A 21,698-nucleotide genomic window follows, 5' to 3' on the forward strand; every position below is an offset into this window, starting at 1 on the left:
GTGCCGAAGGCGCCGATGAGTTGCATCGCGGCGATGACGGCGGATGCGCGGCCGACCACCTCGGTGGTGGTGACACGCGCGGCCACGGCCCAGAAGACGAAACCGAGGCCGGCGGTGACGACGGTCGTACTCATCAGCGAGAGCGCGATCCTGATGACCAGAGATCCACCCGTCGGAGCTTGGGTGTCGTTGTGCCTCAGCGCGATCCGTCGGCGATGCGACGTCTCGGGCGGCTGGCAGCGCGTGAGCGCACTATCGTGTGACAAACCACACCGTCCTGTACGGGTCATCTGCGTCGCCGTCTCGGTACACGGTGGCCAGCGCCTTGTCGCCGTGGACGGATACCGCATGTGTCCAGATCTGCCCGGGTGCGAGGGTGATCCGTTTCCGCTCCATCTGTCTGCCGGTTTCCACGACGACCGTGAAGGCCTGCGTCGTCGACTCGTGGCTCTTCATCCCCAGTACCGCACTGGATGCACCCAGGGGGTCGTGTTCCGGCCCGTCCGGCAGGAGCCATACTTCGGTGAAGGCTTCCTCTCCCGCCCGGCTGGCCATCGACAGTGCGATCGCCGTGATCAGCATGAGTGCCGAGATCATCGCTTTGGCAACGGTATTCGCGGACGGGCGCCTTGATGTGGCACGTTTCGGATGCCAGGGTCGGTCCCCGCCGCGCGCCCACGCAGCCGTGTACGCGACGAGCACTGTCACAAGACCGAGCTGCAACCAATTCGGCCTGGTGACGCCTGATTCGTAGTGGTTGAGCACCTCTCCACCGACCACGCCCACGGCGAGCACGCCTGCGGCCACGGCGACGAAGCGCGCCACCAAACCTGACCCTCCCGGGAGGAGGGCGGCGGCCACGGCGACACCCGCGAGACCGAAGCAGAGAAGCGTGCCCGCCGCTATCGACAGCAGCCGAGGAACCGAGGGCACGACCGCCGCCACGTAACACACGATTGCGGCAAGAGCGACGCAATCGGCTTTGCCGACGTCAACCATAGTGCGTCCTCCGCAGAGTCCGGAGATCGTAGAGGCGGTCGTAGCCGGAGTCGTAGATCCGGGATGCGCCGGGAAGGACGTCGAACTTGTCCAGGAACTCCCGATCCATGGGCTTGTCGCGGTAACCGTCGTAGAGGTCGACCGGGAAATACCGACCGGTGATAGGCGGCTGCTGTGACATCCGAAGGTCGACGTCCAGGTACACGGCTTGCTGGTTGTCGATGAGTGCCGAGTCCTCCGGCGTCAGACGATCGCTGTAGTACAGGGTGCCTGGGTCGAGGATGGGGTCCAGCCGCGCCAGCGTCGAGAGCAGGGTGACCGACGTGAAGTCACCGAAGTAGCGCGTGCCCGGCTGCAGATTGGCGGCCGCCCATTCGGCCCTGCTCACACCGACGGCGTCGATTCCGCTGGCGTGGCCGGCTACCCGGAAGGTTCCCGGAAGTCGCTCCCACCATTCCGGCATACCGGTGGTGATGGCTCCCATGAGCAGCAGGACCGCCATCGCCGTCGCAGTACAGACACCAGTCCGAGCGCACGCCACGATCCGTTGGAGGACGATGGCCGCTGCCAATGCCGTGATCAGCGATACGAACGTGAGCAGTCGTGTCGACAGCTCCGCCCCGTTGCCCACGAACAGTCGGACTGCCAGGACGAGTCCGTAGGATCCGAGCGCCAACCAGGCGAACGTGCGCTCCAGCGCCGACAGCGACCGCGCGATCCACACAGACGTCAGGAGAAGGCCGAGCATGAGAGCGACGGCCAGCGGTGGAAAGACGCGATCCACCAGTGGGGTAAGCGGATTCGACAGCGCGACCTTTCCCTCGACCTGCCCGAACGTGCCCAGCCCGTTCATGAGTTGTTCGACAGCGTCACTGAAGTAATCGCCGGTCATCGGCGCGACGTAGTAGACCCACATCGCCACGATCAGCGCCGACGACACCGCACAGGTCAGGAGCCGAGGCGCCATGTGCCGGCTGCCGCGAAAGACGAGGACGGCCAGCGAAAGGCCGCCCAGTAGCACCACCGTGGCGAATGCCGACAGATGATGCGTCATCGCGACGACCCTGGCGCAGATCAGAACACCGAGGAAATACAGGTAACGCGCGCGGACATCGGATGCGAAACGGATCGCGAAGAAGATGCACAGGACCACGAACGGCAGTGCGACAGTTCCGTAGGAGAAGGACGTGGTGAAGTACTGTGCACTCGGATCCAACAGGTAGATCAGGACCCCGATGCACGCGGTCCAGGACGACCGGGTCAATTCCCGATACAGGAGCAGAAGGCATCCCGCGAGCAACACATGGGCGATGCCGGCGATGAGCACACCCGCCGCGAAGCTGCCCATCGAGGACACCTGCACGAGTTCGGCGGTGACATTCTCCGTTCCCGGGTATCTGGGACTGGCGGGCAGGCTGTAGTTCGCCTCGTTCGGGTGGTGGGTCGCGAGCAGGTTGGCCAGCGACCGCCAGTGCTGCAACTCGTCGACGAAGGTGAACATCTGCGGGCTGTACGCCCACCGGATCATCGACTGTGCCCCGGCATACGCCAGTACGAGGAACTCGCGCTCCCGAGCAGGCGTACCCGGACGCAGCACGCGGTAGGACACGAAGGCGAAGAGTCCGAGCTGCCCGCTCCAATACAACGGAGCGGCCATGCTCAGACCAGCCCTCGAGCACACGTACGCCAGGGTCACGACGAAGATCCCGGTCGAAACGACCAGGAGAGCATCAGAGATGCCCGCACGCGGATCTTTCACCGGTGCACGGGAAGCGCCCCCCTCCGAGCGACGAGCGAGGTCATCGACTCGGTGCGTGGACGGGCTCACCTCGGTGCTCACCATCCACCCGTGGCCTTCCGCGGGCCACGCCCACTCCTGCAGTCAGTCACCGGAATCCCCCGTAGAATCGCCGCCCTGGCCGCCCCCGGACTCGCCGCCTGACCCGTTCCCGGAGCTGCCGGCCGAATCGTTGCCGGAGTGGTCGGTGGGTTCCGATCCGGAGTCCTTACTCGATGCGTCCTCGGAATCTTCGCTCGGCTCCGACTTCGAACCCACGGTCGACTGTTCCTCGGAGCTCGTGACCGATGGTTCTTCGGAAGTCTTGGTCGACACGCCACCAGGCGCCTCGCCGTCGAACCCCACCGTGGGACTGGGACCGACGTCGACCGTTGCGGTCGGCGACGCGGGCGGCGTCACGGAAGGCTGCACCACAGCGGACGCGGTCGGCGTGGTGGAGAAGGTCGCCGCGGTGGGTACCGGAACATCGCTTGTGGGTTGCGCCGAGGGTGTCACCGTAGGCGGTGTCGAGACCGCTGCCGGAGCCGGCGCCACCTGCCGGGGTGGCTCAGGGACGGGCGCGACGGGAGGTGTCTGAGTCGTCATGACGGGGAAACCCGCTGGTATTCGTGCGCTCAGGGGGGCCGTGGCCGGATCGAGCAGAACCGCCACGGACGGGGTTGCGTTCAGCGGAGTAGGAACCCCTTCCGGGAGCAAGCCCGGCAGCGAAACCTGGACGAGCTGAATCACGTTCAGCAGCAACGACTGTCCGTTCGCAGCTGCGGCCCCGAACAGCTGGAGCAGTGTCCTTTGAAGGAAGGCGACCAACTCGGCCATGATCGGCGACCCGCCGGGCATGACCGCCGACCACCCGCCGCCACCGCCGCCCGAATAGGCCGCGAACTGAGGCTCCAGGAGCGCGATGAGATTCCAGAGAGTCGGCATCTCCTGCACAGGCGTACCGGCCGAACCACCTCCCGGCACAACGAACGGTCCGTGACTCAACACGTCGAACAACTGCACCTGGGCTCGCGTTTCGGGGCTGCCCGGCAGCGGCCGGATGTCCTTGTCCGGTGCCAGTTCGGTGAGGAAGCGGATGGACAACGACGGCCACGGGAGGACTACGCGGGTCGGCGATCCGGGTCCGGGCTGAGGCGCTTCGGCGATCAGCGAGGGACCCGGCAGTGGATACAGCGCCGCACTGAACGCGAAGCCGGCCGCGACGATGGCAGCACCGAGCGCTCGATACGAAGAGTGTTCCGTCGCAGCGTGTTTTGCCGCCGGCCGAACCGTGGGGAGAACGGGGTGCGAGCGCTCGATGAAGTCGAAAGTCGTCACTTCGAATTCCCTTCAATCGATCGAAAGCGACCGCTCGTCGGCGTGAGACTGGGAACGGCGGCGGTGACCCGAAGCGCCGGAGCTCCCAACGCGCGTCAGCGAGTGGCTGGTAGGTGGGTCTCGTTGGACATGGCGTGCGCGAGGAATTCGCAAGGCCCGGACCCGTGACCGTCTAAGACGGTGCGCAGCACCCTGAAGCCGTCCCGGATGGCATGCAGGTTTGACTTACCCGATCTCCTCGGCATCTCCAGACTCGGGACCTCGGCAATCCGCAACCCGGCGCGAGTCGCCCGCACGACCATCTCCGCCTCGATCTCGAACCCGGTGGCGGAGAGCGCCAGGAGATCCAGATACCGGCGGTGGAACGCGCAGAACCCGTAACACAGGTCGGTGAGGTCGGAGTCGTAGAGGGAGTTGAACACCGCGAGCAGCATGCGGTTGCCCAACCGCCGGAACGCAGTGATGTCCAGCGACCCCCCACCTCCGACGAACCGCGAGCCCTTGACGAAGTCGTAACCGTTGGTGAGGAAGTGGACGTAGTGGCGGATCTCCTGGGGAGCCATGCTGCCGTCGGCGTCCATCATCACGATGATGTCGCCCGTCGCGGCCGCGAAGCCGGTCCGCAGCGCGCTCCCTTTACCCATGCCCTCTTGCGCGACGACCTTGACGTCGGGTCGGTAACTGCGGGCGGTGATCAACGTTGCATCGGTGGAGTTCCCGTCGACGAGGATGATTTCGTCGATGTCATCGGCGATCTGCTCGAGCACCCAGGCGATGTTCCTGGCCTCGTTGCGCACCGGAATGACCAGACTGACGGTGCCACCGCGGATGGCGAGCGGTGTTCCGGACCGCTTTCTCCGCTGATTGCGGGCGAGCGGTGCAGGGTCGGCGGCGCGGACCGCGACGCCCGTGCCCACGAACTGCGTCAATGAGGAACCACCCCCATGTCCGTTGGTGGTTGACAGATCCGTCATGACGATCTCCAATCTTCCTTCAACTTCATCTCGAAAAGCGTTTGGCCACAGCCGCACAGCGCGCATTCGGGCATCACGCCACCACCGATACAGGCGCAGCGCTGCGGTCGAGGGCGCGCGGCCACTGAGCGGTTCGCCGGATGCCCTCGGCGAGATCGACGTCCGGTGTCCACCCGAGTTCGATCTCGGCCTTGGTCCGGTTCATCGCCACGCCCCGTATCCGACCCGCAGTGCCGTACACGTGCGAGGAGGAACCGCCGAGCGCCGCGCAGATCAGTTTGCGCACCTCGGTCGCGGTTGTCAGTTGCCCGGATCCGATGTTGTACGTCCCAGTCACGGTGACGGGCGCACGCCCGGCCAGGAGGAAGGCGTCGACCACGTCGTCGACGTAGACGAGGTCATACGCCTCGGCTGCGTCCGGACACACGGTGCAGCTGTTTCCGGTCATCGCGGCGTCGAAGAGGGCTGCCACCACACCACCACTTCGCGGCATCTGACGGGGGCCGTAGACGGTGCCCAGTGCCAGGCTCGTGGGGGCCAGGCCATACCTTGCTGCGTACGCACGCAGGTACCCCTCCACGGCGACCTTCCCCGCCGCGTGCGGTGATCGCGGGTCCGTCGGCGCGTTCTCGTCGACCAGCGGTAGGTCAGAGCTCCCGTACCGTGTGTCCCCGGAGGCGGCATAGACGATCCTGCGTACGCCACTGAGCCGCATGGCTTCGCAGAGGTTGATGGTGCCCAATACGTTGCTGCGGGCGTCGAATACCGGATCGAGGAGTGAGGTATCGAACTGCGCCTGCCCGGCGAGATGAAAGACGATGTCGGGGTTGGCGCCCGCGACGATGCCGATCAGTTCGGGTGCTTGCAGGTCGACCTCGATGAGGGTGAACCGTCGTCGGCAGGCCTCGTTGACGCGTTGGGCGTCGTCGAGATTGTCGATCACACCGGAACTGCCGTTGTCGACCCCGATCACCTGGTGTCCGTCGGCCAGTAGACGGTCGACCAGCGTCGAACCGATGAAGCCGGCAGCGCCGGTGACCAACGACCGCATCATCTTTCGCCCCCCGGATGGCACATCGGTTCACTCCACCGTGACCGATTTGGCGAGATTGCGCGGCTTGTCGACATCAAGGTCCAAGGCGAGAGCCATTGTGCGTGCCAGGATTTGCAACGGGACCGTCGCTTCGATGGGCCCCCAGGGAGCCGACGGATCGCTCACGACATCGACTGTGCTGCCCGCGGTCCCGAGAGTGACGACGCGCCCGCCACGGGCCTCGACTTCGGCGACGTTGCTGGCCAGCTTGGTACTGCCGTTGTCGATGACCACGACGGGCGTTCCCCTGGTGACCAATGCCAGCGGCCCGTGTTTGAGCTCTCCGGCGGGGTAGTGCTCAGCCCATCGGTACGTAAGTTCCTTGAGCTTCAACGCGCCCTCGGCCGCGTACGGGAGGCCGGACCCTCTCGCGATGAAGATGAATCCGCCACAGTCCTTGAGTTGATCGACAAGCGGTGGGATGTCGCACTTTGCGACTCGGATCGCCGCGGCGATCCGTTCGGGCAACCGGCGGAGGTCGTCGACGACTCGTACGGCGGTCCGCGCGTCGATACGCCCGGTCGCAGTCAGCGCCGACACGATGAATGCGGTACCGGCGATGATTTGGCAGAGGAAAGTCTTGGTTGCCGCGACACCAATCTCGGGGCCGGCATCACAGCTGAGAACCGCATCCGCCCGACGCGCCAACGACGAGTGGAGGTTGTTGGTCAGGGCGAGAAGCGGAGCACCGACCACCGCTTTGGTTGCCACCGCGTGCAGGACGTCCGCGGTCTCACCGGATTGACTGACCGCCAGGCACAGCTCATGGGTATCCGGTACTTCCTCGCCCGCCTCGCTCGCCGTGGTGAACATGACCGGGATGCCGCCGAGCCGGCGAGCCAGATTGCCGATCACCTGGCCGGCGTTCAGCGAACTGCCACAACCGATCACGCGTAGCCGGTCGAAAGATGCAAGCCCGGTGTCTGACCACAGCGCTCCGGATGCAACCGAACCAGCGAGCGCATCGATCACCCTGCTCGCGGCAGCGGGCTGTTCGTCGATCTCCTTGGCCATGTGGTCGCTGTATCCGTCGAGGTCGGTTCCTCGCCCGAACCAGACGCACCTGCTGGTCGCCACCGGCGCGAACTCGCGTCCGCCGCGGGCCCACCGACCACCGTCACCGAGCTCGACGACGTCTCCGTCGTCGAGGATCCGATACTCGTCGGTCCAGTCTGCGATCGCCGCGATGTCGCTGGCAGCGAAGTCACCCTGGGGTGTATGGGCGACCAGGAGTGGGGAGCGCCTCGCCGCCACTATGATTCGGCCGCTCCCCCCTTCCAGCGCGGCCAGGGCCCATGATCCTTCCACCTTCGACAGGGCGCCTTGCACCGCGTCGAAGAAGTCACCGCACCGGTTGCGTTGTTCCTCGATGAGATGGCAGAGCACCTCGCTGTCGACGGACGAGGTGAATCGGTGACCTGTCGCCGATAGCTCGTCTGTGAGTGCTGCGGCGTTCTCGATGATCCCGTTGTGCACCAGACTGATCTGCGCGGTGCAGTCGGTGTGCGGATGCGCGTTCGCTTCATTGGCTAAACCGTGTGTGGCCCAACGGGTGTGCCCGAGGCCGACGCCGTCGAATTGCGGCCCGGTCCACGCGTCGATCATGCGGTCGAGCGCTTGAATCCCACCTGTCGTCCGCAACCGGGTGACCTCGCCGGTCGAGGTGCGCAGCGCCACACCGACGGAGTCGTACCCGCGATACTCCAGATGGCGCAGCGCTACTCGGAGATACTGGAGCGCCGGCGTGCTGGTCCGGCATGCGATTACTCCACACATCAGCCCACGGCCCATTTCGAGTACCGCAACGGTGTGCCGGCCGCGACCTGGTCAGGTAGCTCGGCACCGACAGATCCGGCCGGTGGATTCTCCACCCGGCGGTGCCGGGGCAAGTCTTCGAGCGACCCGCTGAACGTGCGCCGAGTTAACCAAACGAGCATGTTTTCACTATGGTGACATTCGCCACTGTCGTACATGGGCCGTCGGATCGATCTTTCCCTGGGCCCATGGACTAGTTCCCGCGATCGCCGTCACCACGCGGCGACACCAGAGTCGACCGATGCGCGGGGAACGGTCCGAGCGATGTACTGCGCACTTCAAATCCGGCGCATCGGAACGTTTTACATAACCGGTCGGTACGGTGGTACCCATACGGGTCTAGTTCGGGGGATCCCGAAGATCCAAGCCTCCCGATCCCTCGGGACTAGTTCGCTCCGGACCGCTTGGCTACAAGCGAGCCGAGCCCGGCAGCCGGAAACAAGAGAACCGGGACGAATCCCGGCGAACACATCGGTGCTCCCTCAGCAATCCTTCCGCCGAGGAGAGCAACCTTCAATGTGCCTGCGCCGCCGCGACCGCCCGCACCGACCGCCCGTACGCAGCTGCCTGCGCACGGGTCCTGACGCCCAGCTTCCCGAGCACCGCGTGCACATGGTTTTTCACCGTATGCACGGCGATGCACAAGTCATCGGCGATCTCACGATTCGACAGGCCGAGTTCGAGCAGCTTGAGAATCTCGAATTCTCTTGCCGTGAGCACTAACTGGCGAGGCTCCGGTGCCCGTTGGGAGGCGATGACCGAGAAGCGCTTGAGCAGAATCGCCGAAACCTTCGGTGAGCACGAGTATTCGTCGACTGCCACTCTGGCGATGAGCCTACGTAGGTCGTCGAGCGATTCGGTCCTCAGGTGATAGCCGCAGACTCCGGCTCCCGCACACGCCAGGATCTCGGCCTCGTCATCCTCGGCCAGTCCCACGGCGACCACCTTCGCGGCCGGGCACATCTGCCTGACCACCCGCACAAGACTAACGCTGTTTCGGGTGCCCATGTTCACCAGGACTATCTCTGGAACGGTCGAGCCCAGAGTCGCGCACAGCGACGACAGATCCCACGCGACGGCCGGACCGGACTCCGCGAATACCGCCGCGAGACTCTCACGGTGCAGCGTGCAGTCGTCGATGATGAGGAATCGAGCACGAGGACTCGACCCCGCGCAGGTCTGATGTTTGACGGCCGAGCTGATCGCTTCCTCCGCGAGTGCGCTGCTGAGATTCCCGCCTTCGTGGACGACCGGATAGCCGGCGTGCGGACGACCGTTGCCCCAGGCCCGCCACGATTCGTGTCCCTCTCGCAGCACTCCCCAGCCGGCCTCCGCGCGATCCCCGGCGACGAGTCCGTATGGCCCGCCTTCGGCCGGATCTGCGTAGTGAGCCATTTCTCGACTCCTTCTTCCGCAATCTGCGTGTGGTCTCGTCGGGCACCCGTCACATGCGGGGAACCGCCCGCCGATCGCGGCGCCCTGTCCGAGGCCACTCCCATGAGTGCTCATGTTATGGGTTTGCCAGGATTACGGTCACCGAACGAGTAAGCAAGTTGTCGCAAATTTTGCGATCGAAACCGGTTCGCTCCAGCCAGCGGCCACAGCCCCGCCGCGAACAGCCTGCTAGAGGGCAGATTCCACACTATCGCCGACATGGGGCGGTGAAGTGAAATGTGCGGTAAATCGAAGAAGCTGCGGACGCCGAGAGGAGAACGCACATGGTTGTTCGGTTCTCGCAACGTAATGACATCGTCCGACACAACTTCGGAATATTTGCTGCCGCCCCGGCCGCAGTGGCGGTATCCGGCAGCCTTCCCGCTACAGCATGCGCCGCGCGAGGTCCTCGATCTCGGCGTCGGTCGCAGGGGTATGCGGCGGCACCGGCACCGCGCCGGTGTGCGGCCGATCCTGGTCGGGTCCGGCGCCTTCGGCGTGCTGCAGCGGGGTCTTCCGCTCGTCTTCGCGTTCCTGCTCTTCGTCGCGTTCGGGTTCACCCTCGCGGGCTTGCGGCACCTGAGGAGGCGCCGCAGGTGCCTGACTGGCCGCGGGCGCCTGACCGCCCGGTGCCTGCTGCCCCGCACCACCTGCGGTCTGCGCCCCGCCGCCCTGACCACCGAACTGCTGAGCCATCCCCATTGCCTGCTGCATCATCTGGCCGAACATGCCCCCGCCCTGACCACCACCGCCGGCCTGCCCGGCCTGGCTCGCCGCCTGACCGCCCATCTGCCCGAGTTGGCCCAGCATGCTGGTGAGCTGGCCGACCGCCTGCCCGCCCGAGTCGTCGGCGTTCTGGTACGCCGACTGCGCGGCGGTCAACTTGCCCGAGAACATGCCCTCTTTCGCCTGCAGCGCAGCCACATTCGCCATCAACGGCGCCGCCAGCGTGGGCAGCACCGCGGAGATCGTCGCGCTCATCGCGTCCTGCCCCGGCGGCACCATCGGCATCTCCGGCAGCTCCACCGTCGCGGCGTCCCATGAGATGCCCTCGGGCTTCTTCAGCGGATCCATCAGCGACCCTCCCCTCCCGCGACCGTGTCACCACTCATCGTCGACGTCCTCGTCGAGGTCGTAATCCAGCGCCTCCGGTGCGGCCAGTCCGGCGGTCGTGCCTCCACTGCCGCCCGAACCGCGGTTGCCCATCATGCCCATCGGCGCGCCCATACCGCCGCCCATTCCCATCCCGCCCGCCGGGACCGGCGCGGCGCCACCCACGGCGGCGCCCGCGATCGCCACCTCGGGGGCCGGTGCCACCGACACCGCGTTGGTGCCGACCAGACCCGCCATCAGCGGCGTCTGCGCGGAGAGTCCTCCTGAGCCCGGCAACGACGCGGCGCGCATCATGCCGCTGCCGCCGCCGGCTCCGGACCCGCCGGCGAGTGGATGGTTGGAGAACGAGGAGAACGGCAGGCCGGCCGCACCGAGCGAGTCGGACTTCCCGCCCTTGCCGAACATCGACGTCATCTGCTGCAGTGGTTGGGACAGCTGCTGCAGCGGCTGCATCATCTGCTGCGGCACCTGGCTGACCATCTGCCCCAGCTGTTGCGGCAGTTGCCCAGCCATCGACATCATCTGGCCCATCATCTGCATGCCCTGGTCCGAGCCCTGCCCGCCCGCCTGGCCCGCCTGTTTGGCGGCATCCTGCGCGAGCTGCTGACCGGGCACGGTCGGTGGGGCGCCGGGGGTGGGGATGCTCGGCGGCACCCCGAACGAGTTGGCCAGTTCCGTCGAGCTGGCCGTGACCTGCGCGATGTTCTGCGACAGCCCCATCTTGACGCGGGCCTGCACGAGCTCCTGGGTGTTGCTGAACGGCAACGCCTGGATCGCCTCGCATTCGTGCTGAGTCTCCTGCGCCATGGTGTTCACCATCGTCTTGGTCCGGACGACGGCGACCTCCATCTCGCGCAATTTGGCCGCGATCGCGGCGGCGTGGGCGGCGTTCGCCTCGTGCCCGCCGATGATCGTGCTGGCCTCACCCGCCGCGGCGAGTGCGCCGCCGCCCTCCCAGGCGTCGGAGAGCTTCATCAACTGGCCCTGCTGTTGCGGGACGACGGACCCGCTGAGTTTCGCCGCCAGCTGCTCATAGGACGCGGCGGCGGCGGCCAGGGTCTCCTCGTCGACGTTCGGCCACCCGGGACCCGTCACGGTCTGTCCACCGTACGGGCTGGTGTCGGGCATGATCCCCACGAGCACGGACCCCCTGTTCTCCGCGGTCACGACATTCGTCAGCAAACTTTACCGCGTAGCTGGAAGGTGTACCGGCGGGAATTTCAGCCGAGGATCAACCCCGAGGTCGGAACGCCCGTGCCCGCGGTGACGAGCACGTGTTCGACGCCGTCGACCTGGTTTACCGACGTCCCACGCAGCTGGCGCACCCCCTCGGCGATGCCGTTCATCCCGTGGATGTAGGCCTCCCCCAGCTGACCGCCGTGGGTGTTGATCGGCAGCTTCCCGCCGACCTCGATGGCACCACCGGCGATGAAGTCCTTCGCCTCACCCCGGCCGCAGAAGCCCAACTCCTCGAGCTGGATCAGCGTGTACGGCGTGAAGTGGTCGTAGAGCACCGCGGTCTGGATGTCGGCGGGCGACAGGCCGCTCTGCGCCCACAGCTGGCGGCCCACCAGACCCATCTCGGGCAGGCCGAGCTCCTCGCGGTAGTACGAGTACATCGTGAACTGGTCGGCGCCGGCGGCCTGCGCGGCCGCCTCGATGATCGCCGGCCGGTGCTTGAGATCCTTGGCCCGCTCGGGTGTGGTCACCACGATCGCGACGCCGCCGTCGGTCTCCTGGCAGCAGTCGAGCAGCCGCAGCGGTTCGGCGATCCACCGCGAGTTCTGGTGGTCCTCGATCGTGATGGGCTTCCCGTAGAAATGCGCCTTGGGGTTGTTCGCGGCGTGTTTGCGATCGGCCACCGAGACGACGCCGAAATCAGCACTGGTGGCGCCGAATTCGTGCATGTAGCGCTGGGCGATCATCGCGACCGACGCCGCCGGCGTGCTCAACCCGTGCGGATAGGACCAGCTGTACTCGACCCCACGCGAATCGGCGTTGACGGTCAGGCCGGTCATGACCTGGCCGAACCGGTGTTCGGAACGTTCGTTGAAGGCACGGTAGGCCACCACGACCTCAGCCACACCGGTCGCCACGGCCAGCGCCGCCTGCTGCACGGTGGCGGCCGCCGCGCCGCCGCCGTAGCCGATCTGGCTGAAGAACTTCAGGTCACCGATTCCGGTGGACCGCGCGACCGCGGTCTCCAGGTTCGAGTCCATCGTGAACGTCACCAGGCCGTCCACGTCCGACGGCGCCAGCCCGGCGTCGTCGAGCGCATCCAGCACCGCCTCGGCCGCCAGCCGCAATTCACTGCGGCCGGAGTTCTTGGAGAAGTCGGTGGCGCCGATACCGGCGATCGCGGCTTTCCCGGAGAGCATCAGTGGTCCCCCAAAGAGAGTGTCGCCGTGGCGATGACGTGGTTGCCGAGACTGTTGGCGCCCACCACCTTCACGGTGGCCACCCCGTCCTCGACAGCGGTGACCTCACCGGTGAACGTGATCGTGTCGTACGCGTACCACGGCACGCCCAGGCGCAACCCGATCGATTTGATGCGCGCCGTCGGGCCAGCCCAGTCGGTGAGATAGCGCTGCACCAGACCGGTGTCGGTCAGGATGTTGACGAAGATGTCCTTGGATCCCTTGGCCTGCGCCTTGTCCCGATCGTGGTGCACGTCCTGGTAGTCGCGGGTGGCGATGGCTGTGGACACGATGAACGTCGGGTCGCCGTGGATCTTGAGTTCGGGCAGGGTATGACCCACCTCCAGGGCCGGAGCCGCCCCGGCGGCGACATTGGACTCAGGCGCGCTCATCGGGCCGGCTCCCAGGCGTAGAGCGTCCACGCGGGACTGATCTCACTGTCGGGGAAGTCGATATACGTTGCGCGCACGGGCAATCCGATCTGCACTTCGCTGGGGTCGATGCCGCGCAGCTCGCCGAGCATGCGGACGCCTTCCTCCAGCTCGACGAGGGCGATCACGAACGGCAGGCTGCGACCGGGCACCTTCGGTGCGTGGTGGACGACGTAGCTGTAGACCGTGCCGTTCCCAGAGGCCACGACGTAGTCGATCGGAGCGTCTTTGTCCTGCCATACCGCGGGCACCGGCGGATGCTGCAGGCTGCCGTCGGGGCGGCGCTGGATGCGCAGCTCGTGGGCGTTGACGCCGTCCCAGAAGAACTGCGTGTCCTTTGACGACGCCGGCCGCATCAACTTGTCCGGGTCCAGGTCTTCCGGCACCGCCGGTTTGTCCCCGGCGCGCGGCTTGAACTTCATGATGCGCCAATTCATCTCGGCGACAGCCTCGTCGCCGTCGGCACCGTTGGCCACCGTCCACGTGATGAGCTGGTTGATGAAGTAGCCCTCGCCGAGCGCGGTCTGCTTGGGTCCCACGACGTCGGTGATCTCGGCGTGGATGGTGACCTCTTCGCCGGGCTGCAGGTACCGGTGATAGGTCTGCTCGCAGTTGGTCGCGACCACCCCGACGTAGCCGGCGTCGTCGAAGAGCTTCATCATCTTCGACAGCGGGTCGTCGTCCGAGCGGCCTGCTCCGAGCCCGCCCATCGTCCACACCTGGATCATCGCCGGCGGGGCGACGATGCCGGGATGGCCGGCGGCCTTGGCCGCCTCCTCGTCGACGTAGATCGGGTTCTTGTCCCCGATCGCGTCCACCCAGTGGTGAATCATGGCCTGATTCACCGGATCCCGGCCGGCGCGCGGTTCGCTCTTGCCGTCTGCCTTGGTCTTCTCGATGTCGGGCTGCAGGTCTGCGCTCACCTGGGAACCCTCGGCACCTTGAGGCCGGACGCGGCGATCATCTCCCGCATCACCTCGTTGACCCCACCACCGAACGTGATGACGAGGTTGCGCTTGGTCTGGCTGTCCAGCCACCGCAGCAGTTCGGCGGTGTCGGGCTCGGCGGGGTTGCCGTAGGCGCCGACGATCTCCTCGGCGAGCCGGCCGATGCGCTGAATTCGTTCTGTGGAGAACACTTTCGTGGCGGCGGCGTCAGCGACCGCGATGGTCTCCCCCGCCGCGGCGACCTGCCAGTTGAGCAGTTCGTTGATCCGCCACACCGCCCGGATCTCCCCCAGAGCGCGCCGCACATTGTCGTTCTCCAACGGGGTTACGCCGTCGGCGCCCGGCTTCGACGCCCACGCGTGCACGCGGTCGTAGATGCCGGCGACCTTGCCGGCCGGGCCGAGCATGACGCGCTCGTGGTTGAGCTGGGTGGTGATCAGCTTCCAGCCCGCGTTCTCCTCACCGACGAGCATGTCGGCGGGGACGCGGACGTCGTTGTAGTAGCTCGCGTTGGTGTGGTGCGCGCCGTCGGACAGAATGATAGGCGTCCACGAGTACCCCGGATCCTTGGTGTCGACGATCAGGATCGAGATGCCCTTGTGCTTGGCCGCTTCCGGATCGGTCCGCACTGCCAGCCAGATGTAGTCGGCGTCGTGGGCACCGGTGGTCCAGATCTTCTGGCCGTTGACGATCCACTCGTCGCCGTGCCGCACCGCCGAGGTCCGCAGCGACGCCAGGTCGGTGCCCGCCTCCGGTTCCGAGTAACCGATCGCGAAGTGCACCTCCCCGGCGAGGATCGCGGGCAGGAACTTCTTCTTCTGCTCTTCGGTGCCGTACACCTGCAGGGTCGGGCCCACCGTCTGCAGTGTCACCGCGGGCAACGGGACGTCGGCGCGGGCGGCCTCGTTGACGAAGATCGACTGCTCGACTGGACCGAAGCCCAGCCCGCCGAACTCCTTGGGCCAGCCGACACCGAGCTTGCCGTCCGAACCCATCCGCTTGATCACCGCGCGGTAGGCCTCGTTGTGCCGGTCGGTCTCCATCGCGTCACGCTCTTCGGGTGAGATGAGCGTCGAGAAGTACTGTCGCAGTTCGGCTTGCAGTTGCCGCTGCTCGGGCGTCAGGTCAATCAACACGTCAGACTCCCACCAGATCCAGGCGATGAGACGGCCCACCCAGCAACCGGGACAGGTCCTTAATCGTCGAGTAGTAGCGGTTCATCGGGTAGGTGATGTCCATACCCATACCGCCGTGCAGGTGATGGCAGGTCTGCATGACCGGCGGCGCCTGCGAGGTCAGCCAGTAACCCAGCACCTCGAGGTCCTCATCGGCATCCTTGCCCTCGGCGAGCCGCCACACCACCGATGTGGCCGCCAAATCCAGTGTCCGCGAGGCGATATAGACCTCGGCGAGCTGCGCCGCGACTGTCTGGAACGTCGACAGCGGCCGCCCGAACTGATGGCGGTTGGCGACGTAGTCCGCGGTCAGCCGCAGCGCGCCGGCCACCAGACCGGCCGCGAACGCGCCGGTGGCCGCCAGCGCCAACTCGTTGACCCGGTGGGCGGTCGCGCCGGCCAGCACGTCGACGTCCTCGACCGCGACGTCGGAGAACGTCACGGCGTACTCGTCGCCGCCGTTGGACGTCGGCGTCTCGGTCACCTGCACGCCGTCGGCCGTCGCGGAGACCACCACGACGCCGGAGTCCGCAGTGACCAGGATCCACTCCGCCGCTGCGGCATACGGGACGCCGACCTTCGTGCCGTTGAGCCGGCCACCGGACAGCGTGGTCGCGGGGCGGTCCGGCAGCGCCGCCCCCGGCTCGTTGAGCGCGGCCGTCAGGATCGCGCCCTTGGCCACACCCGCGAGGTAACGGTCCTGCTGCTCGTCGGACGCCAGGTCGAGCAGCGGGACGAGACCGAGGCCGAGGGTCGCGAGCGCCGGGCTGATGGTGCCGTGCCTGCCGATCTCGGTCAGCGCCGTGGCGAGTTCGGCCAGCCCGACCCCGTCACCGCCGAGACGCTCCGGTACGCCCAGCGCGGTCACACCACCGGAAACCAGCGCGTCCCAACTGTTGTCACGCTCGAGCACCGACGTCACCACATCGGCGACAGCCTGCTGCCCCTCGTCCGGACTGAAATCCACCCGAATCCTCCTTGATTCCAGCGAGATCCTAGTGAGCGACGGGGCATTTGCCCGTGTAATCGACCTGCCAGTGCTTGATGCCGTTGAGCCAGCCGGACTTCAGCCGCTCCGGCTCACCGATCGGCTTGAGGTCGGGCATGTTGTCGGCGACGGCGTTGAAGATCAGGTTGATCGTCATCTTGGCCAGGTTGGCGCCGATGCAGTAGTGCGCCCCGGTGCCGCCGAACCCGACGTGCGGGTTGGGGTTACGCATGATGTCGAACTGGTGCGGGTTCTCGAAGACCTCGTCGTCGAAGTTGGCCGAGCGGTAGGACATCACCACCCGCTGCCCCTTCTTGATCTGCACGCCGTTCAGTTCGGTGTCCTCGAGCGCGGTGCGCTGGAACGCCGACACCGGCGTCGCCCAGCGGACGATCTCGTCGGCGGCGGTCTCCGGCCGTTCCTTCTTGTAGAGCTCCCACTGTTCGGGGTTGTTCGAGAACGCGATCATGCCGTGGGTGATCGAGTTGCGGGTGGTCTCGTTCCCCGCCACCGCCAGCATGATCACGAAGAATCCGAACTCGTCGTCGGAGAGCTTCTCGCCGTCGATGTCGGCCTCGATCAGCTTGGTGACGATGTCGTCAGTCGGGTTCTTGGCCCGCTCCTCGGCCATCTTCATCGCGTAGCTGATGAGCTCGAACGACGACATGGCCGGATCGATGTCAGCGTATTCGGGATCCTCACCGGCGGTCATCTCGTTGGACCAGCGGAAGATCTTGTCGCGGTCGTCCTGCGGCACGCCGAGCAGTTCGGCGATGGCCTGCAGGGGCAGTTCGGCCGAGACCTGTTCGACGAAGTCGCCGGTGCCCTGGGCGGCGGCGGTCTCGGCGATCTTCTGGGCGCGGGACCGCAGTTCGTCTTCGAGCCGTCCGACGGCACGGGGCGTGAAACCGCGCGAGATGATCTTGCGCAGACGCGTGTGCTGCGGTGCGTCCATGTTCAGCAGCACGGCCTTCTGCAGGTCGATCGCATCGCGCGTCATGTCCTGCGGCCACACCGGGATGGCGCCGTCCGGGGAGCTGCCGAAGACGTCGTTGCGCTTCGACACCTCTTTGACGTCGGCGTGTTTGGTGACCAGCCAATAGCCTTTGTCACCGAAACCGCCGGTTCCGCCCGGCACGTCCACCCAGTGGATAGGCTCGGACTTGCGCAGCTCGGCCAGTTCGGCCACCGGCAGGCGCTCGAGGTTCAGAGACGCGTCGAGGAAGTCGAAGTCAGGGGCGACAGGGCACGAATTAGGGCCTGGCATAGGAAAGCACTCCTCAATTGGAACGTGTTCTAGTGTCAGTAAAACATGCCTCCACCGCAGATGAAAGGCACGGTGGCATCGCTGCTTGTCAGACGAATGAAACGTGTTCTAGCCTGACGCAATGGGCAACCCTGTCATCGTCGAAGCCACCCGCAGTCCGATCGGAAAGCGCAACGGATGGCTGTCCGGTCTCCACGCCACCGAGCTGTTGGGGGCCGTCCAGAAGGCGCTCGTCGACAGAGCCGGCGTGGACGCGAACGAGGTCGAACAGATCATCGGCGGCTGCGTCACCCAGTACGGCGAGCAGTCCAACAACATCACCCGCGTGGCGTGGCTGACGGCCGGACTGCCCGACCACGTCGGCGCCACCACCGTCGACTGCCAGTGCGGCAGCGGTCAGCAGGCCAACCACCTGATCGCCGGGCTCATCGCCGCGGGCGCCATCGACATGGGTATCGCCTGCGGCGTCGAGGCGATGAGCCGCGTCGGCCTCGGCGCCAACGCCGGGCCCGACCGGTCGAAGATCCGCGCGGAGTCGTGGGACATCGACATGCCCAACCAGTTCGAGGCCGCCGAGCGCATCGCCAAGCGCCGCGGCATCACCCGCGAGGACATCGACCAGTTCGGGTTCGCCTCGCAGGCCAAGGCCAAGCAGGCGTGGGCCGAGAACCGCTTCGAACGGGAGATCTCGCCGATCGATGCCCCGGTGCTCGACGAGAACAAGCAGCCGACCGCCGACCGCGCGCCGGTCTCCAAGGACCAGGGCCTGCGCGACACCACGCTCGAGGGGCTGTCGCAGCTCAAACCGGTGATGGAGGGCGGTATCCACACCGCGGGGACGTCGTCGCAGATCTCCGACGGGGCCGCGGCAGTGCTGTGGATGGATGAAGATGTGGCCAAGGCCCACGGACTGAAGCCGCGGGCGCGCATCGTCAGCCAGGCGCTGGTCGGGGCGGAGCCGTACTACCACCTCGACGGGCCCGTGCAGTCCACGGCCAAGGTGCTGGAGAAGGCCGGGATGAAGATCGGCGACATCGACCTCGTCGAGATCAACGAGGCGTTCGCCTCGGTCGTGCTGTCCTGGGCGCGCGTGCACGAGCCCGATATGGACCGGGTCAACGTCAACGGCGGCGCGATCGCCCTGGGCCACCCGGTCGGCAGCACCGGCAGCCGGTTGATCACCACCGCCCTGCACGAGCTCGAGCGGACCGACAAGTCGACCGCGCTGATCACGATGTGCGCGGGTGGCGCCCTGTCGACGGGGACGATCATCGAGCGGATCTGAGGTGGCCATCCGGGACGAGGACCGCATCGCAGCCGCGCAGGCGTACATCTCCGCGCTCGCCACGCACCGCGCCGACGCGGTGCCGTTCGCACCGGGCTGTACCCGTGTCGAGGTCGGCGTGAAGACCGGTTTCTCCGGAGATCATCTGCGCCGCAGCCTGAATCGCGGCCTGCAGTACCGCGTCATCAAGGCCGTCTCGACTCCGGAGTTCACCGTCGACGGGGACACTGTGCGCGCCCGGTTCGAATTGTCCACGAAGCCGACCGTGGCCGGCCGCCGTGTCGGCGCCCGCGTCGACGAGACCTTCCTGATCCCGGCCGACGATCCGTCCGGCCGGGCACAGATCCACCACATCAAGGCCGACATCCGCCCGTTCCTCACCCGGTGAAGGTGCACACATGGTCCAGACTCCACGCCCGCTGACCCCCAAGCAGGTCGAGAACCTCAACTCGAACGCCGTCGGGGTCGGTATCAAATGGATGTCGAAACTCAACACGCTCGCCTACAAGGCCACCGGCGGCCGGGTCGGCTACAACTGGCGCGTCGGTGCGAACCGGTTCTCCGCACCGCCCCCGATCGGGATCCTGACGACGATCGGCCGGAAGACCGGACAGCCGAGGGAATCTCCGCTGCTGTTCCTCCGCGAGGGCGACCGCATCGTGCTGGTGGCATCGCAAGGCGGGCGTGCCACGAATCCGATGTGGTACCTGAACCTGAAGGCCAACCCGCTGGTGACGTTCCAGATCAAGACCGAGAAGCTGCGACTGGTCGCTCGCGAGGCGACCGACGCCGAGCGCGACGAGTACTGGCCCAAACTCGACGCGATGTACCCGGATTACGTGAACTACCGGTCCTACACCGACCGCAAGATCCCGATCCTGATCTGCGACCCCGCCTGAGCGCTCAGGCGCCGTAGACGGGCACCGGCGGCCGTGCCTTCGCGAGCAGATCCTTGACCACCGGACCCAGTTCGGCCGGATCCCACCGGGCGCCCTTGTCCACCTGCGGTCCGTGCGCCCAGCCCTCGGCCACCCGGATCTTGCCACCCTCGACCTCGAACACCTTGCCGGTGACGTCACGGGATTCGACGCTGCCCAGCCAGACCACCAGCGGCGAGACATTCTCCGGGGCCATCGCGTCGAAATCCTGCCCCTGGGTGGACATCATCTCGGCGAACACCGTCTCGGTCATCCGGGTGCGGGCCGACGGCGCGATCGCATTCACGGTGACGCCGTAGCGGCCCATCTCGGCGGCGGCCACCAGCGTCATCGCGGCGATGCCGGCCTTGGCCGCACTGTAATTCGCCTGGCCGACGCTGCCCTGCAGGCCGGCGCCGGAACTGGTGTTGACGATGCGGGCGTCGACGGTGTTGCCCGCCTTGGACTGTGCGCGCCAGTACGCGGCCGCGTGCTTCATCGTGGCGAAGTGGCCCTTGAGGTGGACGGCGATGACCGCGTCGAACTCCTCTTCGCTGGTGTTGGCGAACATCCGATCGCGCACGATGCCCGCGTTGTTGACCAGAACGTCGAGGCCGCCGAAGGAGTCGACGGCGGTCTGGATCAGCCCCTCGGCCTGCGCCCAGTCGGCGACGTTGGCGCCACTGGTGACGGCTTCGCCACCGGCGGCGGTGATCTCGTCGACCACGCTCTGCGCGGCGCTGCCGCCACCGGCAGGTGAGCCGTCCAGACCCACGCCGATGTCGTTGACCACCACGCGCGCGCCTTCAGCGGCGAACGCCAGTGCGTGGGCGCGGCCGATGCCGCCACCCGCGCCCGTCACGATGACCACACGGCCGTCGAGCAGTCCCATATGTGTTGTCTCCTCTTATCTCTTGATGTCGGCGGTGGTGGTCGACAGATAGTGCGGGGGTTCGCCACCGCCGTGCACCTCCAGCGACGCGCCACTGATGTAGGAGGCGGCGTCGGAAGCGAGAAATGCTGTGGCCCAGCCGATGTCGGCGGGTTTGGCGAGCCGGCCCAACGGGACGTTGCGGGAGATCGCGGCGATCGAGTCGGCGTCGCCGTAGAAGAGTTCGGACTGTTCGGTCTCGACCATGCCGACGACGACGGCGTTGACCCGCACCTTGGGCGCCCACTCGACGGCGAGCGTGGTGGTCAGGTTCTCCATACCGGCCTTGGCCGCACCGTATGCCGCGGTGCCCGGGGTGGGCCGCCTGCCGCTGACACTGCTGATGTTGACGATCGATCCGCCCGAATCCTGTTGCTGCATGACGGCATTGGCGTGCGTGGACACCGAGAGCGCGCCGAGGAGGTTCAACTCGACGATCTTGCGCGTGAACTTCGCCGACGCCTCGGCCGCGAGCACGTACGGCGAACCGCCGGCGTTGTTGACCACCACGTCGAGGCGGCCGTGCGCAGCGACGATGCCGTCGACGAGCGCCTTGACCGAATCGTCGTCGCGGATGTCGCAGGAATGAAACTCATACGGGCTGCCCTCGACCGGCCGCCGTGCACACGTCACCACGGTGGCGCCCTGAGCTGCGAAGACGTCGCTGATTCCGGCGCCGACACCGCGCACACCGCCGGTCACCAGCACCACGCGCCCGTCGAGTCCGAGTTTGATTCCAGCGGCGTCGGTCACTGTGCTAGCGTACCAAGCAAGTGCTTGCTTAGGTAGTCACCCCC

Annotated in this window: 20 protein-coding genes; 3 read left to right on the forward strand and 17 right to left on the reverse strand. The window is 66.6% G+C overall.

Going from position 1 to position 21,698, the window contains the following annotated elements; all coding sequences use genetic code 11:
* Window positions 1–252: 252 nt before the first annotated feature.
* The 15 genes from AU194_RS08940 to AU194_RS09010 form a co-directional block, all read right to left on the reverse strand.
* The gene (locus AU194_RS08940; protein WP_059088870.1) at window positions 253–999 is read right to left on the reverse strand and encodes a hypothetical protein; all 747 of its coding nucleotides are present in this window, start codon (window positions 997–999) and stop codon (window positions 253–255) included.
* Window positions 992–2,656, reverse strand: coding sequence for a glycosyltransferase (locus AU194_RS08945; protein WP_157575958.1), 1,665 nt, complete (start codon window positions 2,654–2,656; stop codon window positions 992–994). Before AU194_RS08945 ends, AU194_RS08940 begins: the two co-directional genes overlap by 8 nt.
* A 225-nt stretch (window positions 2,657–2,881) precedes the next feature.
* Entirely contained in the window at window positions 2,882–4,114 is a 1,233-nt protein-coding gene (locus tag AU194_RS08950; protein WP_059088872.1) for a hypothetical protein, read from the reverse strand.
* A gap of 95 nt (window positions 4,115–4,209) precedes the next feature.
* Complete coding sequence (locus AU194_RS08955; RefSeq protein WP_059089059.1) at window positions 4,210–5,088, reverse strand: glycosyltransferase family 2 protein; 879 nt, start codon at window positions 5,086–5,088, stop codon at window positions 4,210–4,212.
* Between the two features lie 73 nt (window positions 5,089–5,161).
* Window positions 5,162–6,142 (reverse strand): NAD-dependent epimerase/dehydratase family protein, encoded by a 981-nt coding sequence (locus tag AU194_RS08960; protein WP_369804061.1) that lies wholly within the window; start codon window positions 6,140–6,142, stop codon window positions 5,162–5,164.
* A gap of 27 nt (window positions 6,143–6,169) precedes the next feature.
* Entirely contained in the window at window positions 6,170–7,957 is a 1,788-nt protein-coding gene (gene glmS / locus AU194_RS08965) for a glutamine--fructose-6-phosphate transaminase (isomerizing) (RefSeq protein ID WP_059089061.1), read from the reverse strand.
* A gap of 552 nt (window positions 7,958–8,509) precedes the next feature.
* On the reverse strand, window positions 8,510–9,391 hold the full coding sequence (locus AU194_RS08970; protein ID WP_059088873.1) for a response regulator transcription factor: 882 nt from the start codon (window positions 9,389–9,391) through the stop codon (window positions 8,510–8,512).
* Between the two features lie 423 nt (window positions 9,392–9,814).
* A complete protein-coding gene (locus AU194_RS08975) occupies window positions 9,815–10,504 on the reverse strand; it encodes a PE domain-containing protein (RefSeq protein WP_059088874.1) in 690 nt (229 codons plus the stop codon).
* 27 nt (window positions 10,505–10,531) lie between these two features.
* Window positions 10,532–11,680, reverse strand: a complete 1,149-nt coding sequence (locus AU194_RS08980; protein ID WP_059089062.1) for a hypothetical protein — start codon at window positions 11,678–11,680, stop codon at window positions 10,532–10,534.
* Between the two features lie 83 nt (window positions 11,681–11,763).
* On the reverse strand, window positions 11,764–12,921 hold the full coding sequence (locus AU194_RS08985) for a lipid-transfer protein (protein WP_059088875.1): 1,158 nt from the start codon (window positions 12,919–12,921) through the stop codon (window positions 11,764–11,766).
* Entirely contained in the window at window positions 12,921–13,352 is a 432-nt protein-coding gene (locus AU194_RS08990) for a MaoC family dehydratase (RefSeq protein ID WP_059089063.1), read from the reverse strand. Before AU194_RS08990 ends, AU194_RS08985 begins: the two co-directional genes overlap by 1 nt.
* The gene (locus tag AU194_RS08995; protein ID WP_059088876.1) at window positions 13,349–14,314 is read right to left on the reverse strand and encodes a bifunctional MaoC family dehydratase N-terminal/OB-fold nucleic acid binding domain-containing protein; all 966 of its coding nucleotides are present in this window, start codon (window positions 14,312–14,314) and stop codon (window positions 13,349–13,351) included. Before AU194_RS08995 ends, AU194_RS08990 begins: the two co-directional genes overlap by 4 nt.
* Complete coding sequence (fadE29, locus tag AU194_RS09000; RefSeq protein WP_059089064.1) at window positions 14,311–15,474, reverse strand: acyl-CoA dehydrogenase FadE29; 1,164 nt, start codon at window positions 15,472–15,474, stop codon at window positions 14,311–14,313. Before fadE29 ends, AU194_RS08995 begins: the two co-directional genes overlap by 4 nt.
* A gap of 1 nt (window position 15,475) precedes the next feature.
* Window positions 15,476–16,480: an acyl-CoA dehydrogenase family protein gene (locus AU194_RS09005; RefSeq protein WP_059088877.1), complete on the reverse strand. Its 1,005-nt coding sequence runs from the start codon at window positions 16,478–16,480 to the stop codon at window positions 15,476–15,478.
* Window positions 16,481–16,508: 28 nt separating this feature from the next.
* Window positions 16,509–17,768, reverse strand: a complete 1,260-nt coding sequence (locus AU194_RS09010) for a cytochrome P450 (RefSeq protein ID WP_059088878.1) — start codon at window positions 17,766–17,768, stop codon at window positions 16,509–16,511.
* A gap of 121 nt (window positions 17,769–17,889) precedes the next feature.
* On the opposite strand from AU194_RS09010, the gene AU194_RS09015 reads away from it, so the two are divergent.
* Genes AU194_RS09015 through AU194_RS09025 form a run of 3 tightly spaced genes read left to right on the forward strand, consistent with a single transcriptional unit; the run spans window position 17,890 to window position 19,952 of the window.
* Window positions 17,890–19,053: a steroid 3-ketoacyl-CoA thiolase gene (locus AU194_RS09015; protein ID WP_059088879.1), complete on the forward strand. Its 1,164-nt coding sequence runs from the start codon at window positions 17,890–17,892 to the stop codon at window positions 19,051–19,053.
* 1 nt (window position 19,054) lies between these two features.
* Window positions 19,055–19,441, forward strand: coding sequence for a hypothetical protein (locus AU194_RS09020; RefSeq protein WP_059088880.1), 387 nt, complete (start codon window positions 19,055–19,057; stop codon window positions 19,439–19,441).
* 10 nt (window positions 19,442–19,451) lie between these two features.
* Window positions 19,452–19,952 (forward strand): nitroreductase family deazaflavin-dependent oxidoreductase, encoded by a 501-nt coding sequence (locus AU194_RS09025; RefSeq protein WP_059088881.1) that lies wholly within the window; start codon window positions 19,452–19,454, stop codon window positions 19,950–19,952.
* 4 nt (window positions 19,953–19,956) lie between these two features.
* Here AU194_RS09025 and AU194_RS09030 read toward each other — a convergent pair whose 3' ends face one another.
* Window positions 19,957–20,862, reverse strand: a complete 906-nt coding sequence (locus AU194_RS09030; RefSeq protein ID WP_059088882.1) for an SDR family oxidoreductase — start codon at window positions 20,860–20,862, stop codon at window positions 19,957–19,959.
* 15 nt (window positions 20,863–20,877) lie between these two features.
* The gene (locus AU194_RS09035; RefSeq protein ID WP_059088883.1) at window positions 20,878–21,654 is read right to left on the reverse strand and encodes an SDR family oxidoreductase; all 777 of its coding nucleotides are present in this window, start codon (window positions 21,652–21,654) and stop codon (window positions 20,878–20,880) included.
* Between the last annotated feature and the right edge of the window lie 44 nt (window positions 21,655–21,698).

Source organism: Mycobacterium sp. GA-2829 (assembly GCF_001499965.1).
Classification (GTDB): domain Bacteria; phylum Actinomycetota; class Actinomycetes; order Mycobacteriales; family Mycobacteriaceae; genus Mycobacterium.

Coding starts and splice junctions, on each gene's coding strand:
- AU194_RS08940 (WP_059088870.1), bottom strand. CDS start 999: ATGGTTGACGTCGGCAAAGCCGATTGCGTCGCTCTTGCCGCAATCGTG.
- AU194_RS08945 (WP_157575958.1), bottom strand. CDS start 2,656: ATGGCCGCTCCGTTGTATTGGAGCGGGCAGCTCGGACTCTTCGCCTTC.
- AU194_RS08955 (WP_059089059.1), bottom strand. CDS start 5,088: ATGACGGATCTGTCAACCACCAACGGACATGGGGGTGGTTCCTCATTG.
- AU194_RS08960 (WP_369804061.1), bottom strand. CDS start 6,142: ATGATGCGGTCGTTGGTCACCGGCGCTGCCGGCTTCATCGGTTCGACG.
- glmS (WP_059089061.1), bottom strand. CDS start 7,957: ATGTGTGGAGTAATCGCATGCCGGACCAGCACGCCGGCGCTCCAGTAT.
- AU194_RS08970 (WP_059088873.1), bottom strand. CDS start 9,391: ATGGCTCACTACGCAGATCCGGCCGAAGGCGGGCCATACGGACTCGTC.
- AU194_RS08975 (WP_059088874.1), bottom strand. CDS start 10,504: ATGGATCCGCTGAAGAAGCCCGAGGGCATCTCATGGGACGCCGCGACG.
- AU194_RS08985 (WP_059088875.1), bottom strand. CDS start 12,921: ATGCTCTCCGGGAAAGCCGCGATCGCCGGTATCGGCGCCACCGACTTC.
- AU194_RS08990 (WP_059089063.1), bottom strand. CDS start 13,352: ATGAGCGCGCCTGAGTCCAATGTCGCCGCCGGGGCGGCTCCGGCCCTG.
- AU194_RS09010 (WP_059088878.1), bottom strand. CDS start 17,768: ATGCCAGGCCCTAATTCGTGCCCTGTCGCCCCTGACTTCGACTTCCTC.
- AU194_RS09015 (WP_059088879.1), top strand. CDS start 17,890: ATGGGCAACCCTGTCATCGTCGAAGCCACCCGCAGTCCGATCGGAAAG.
- AU194_RS09025 (WP_059088881.1), top strand. CDS start 19,452: ATGGTCCAGACTCCACGCCCGCTGACCCCCAAGCAGGTCGAGAACCTC.
- AU194_RS09030 (WP_059088882.1), bottom strand. CDS start 20,862: ATGGGACTGCTCGACGGCCGTGTGGTCATCGTGACGGGCGCGGGTGGC.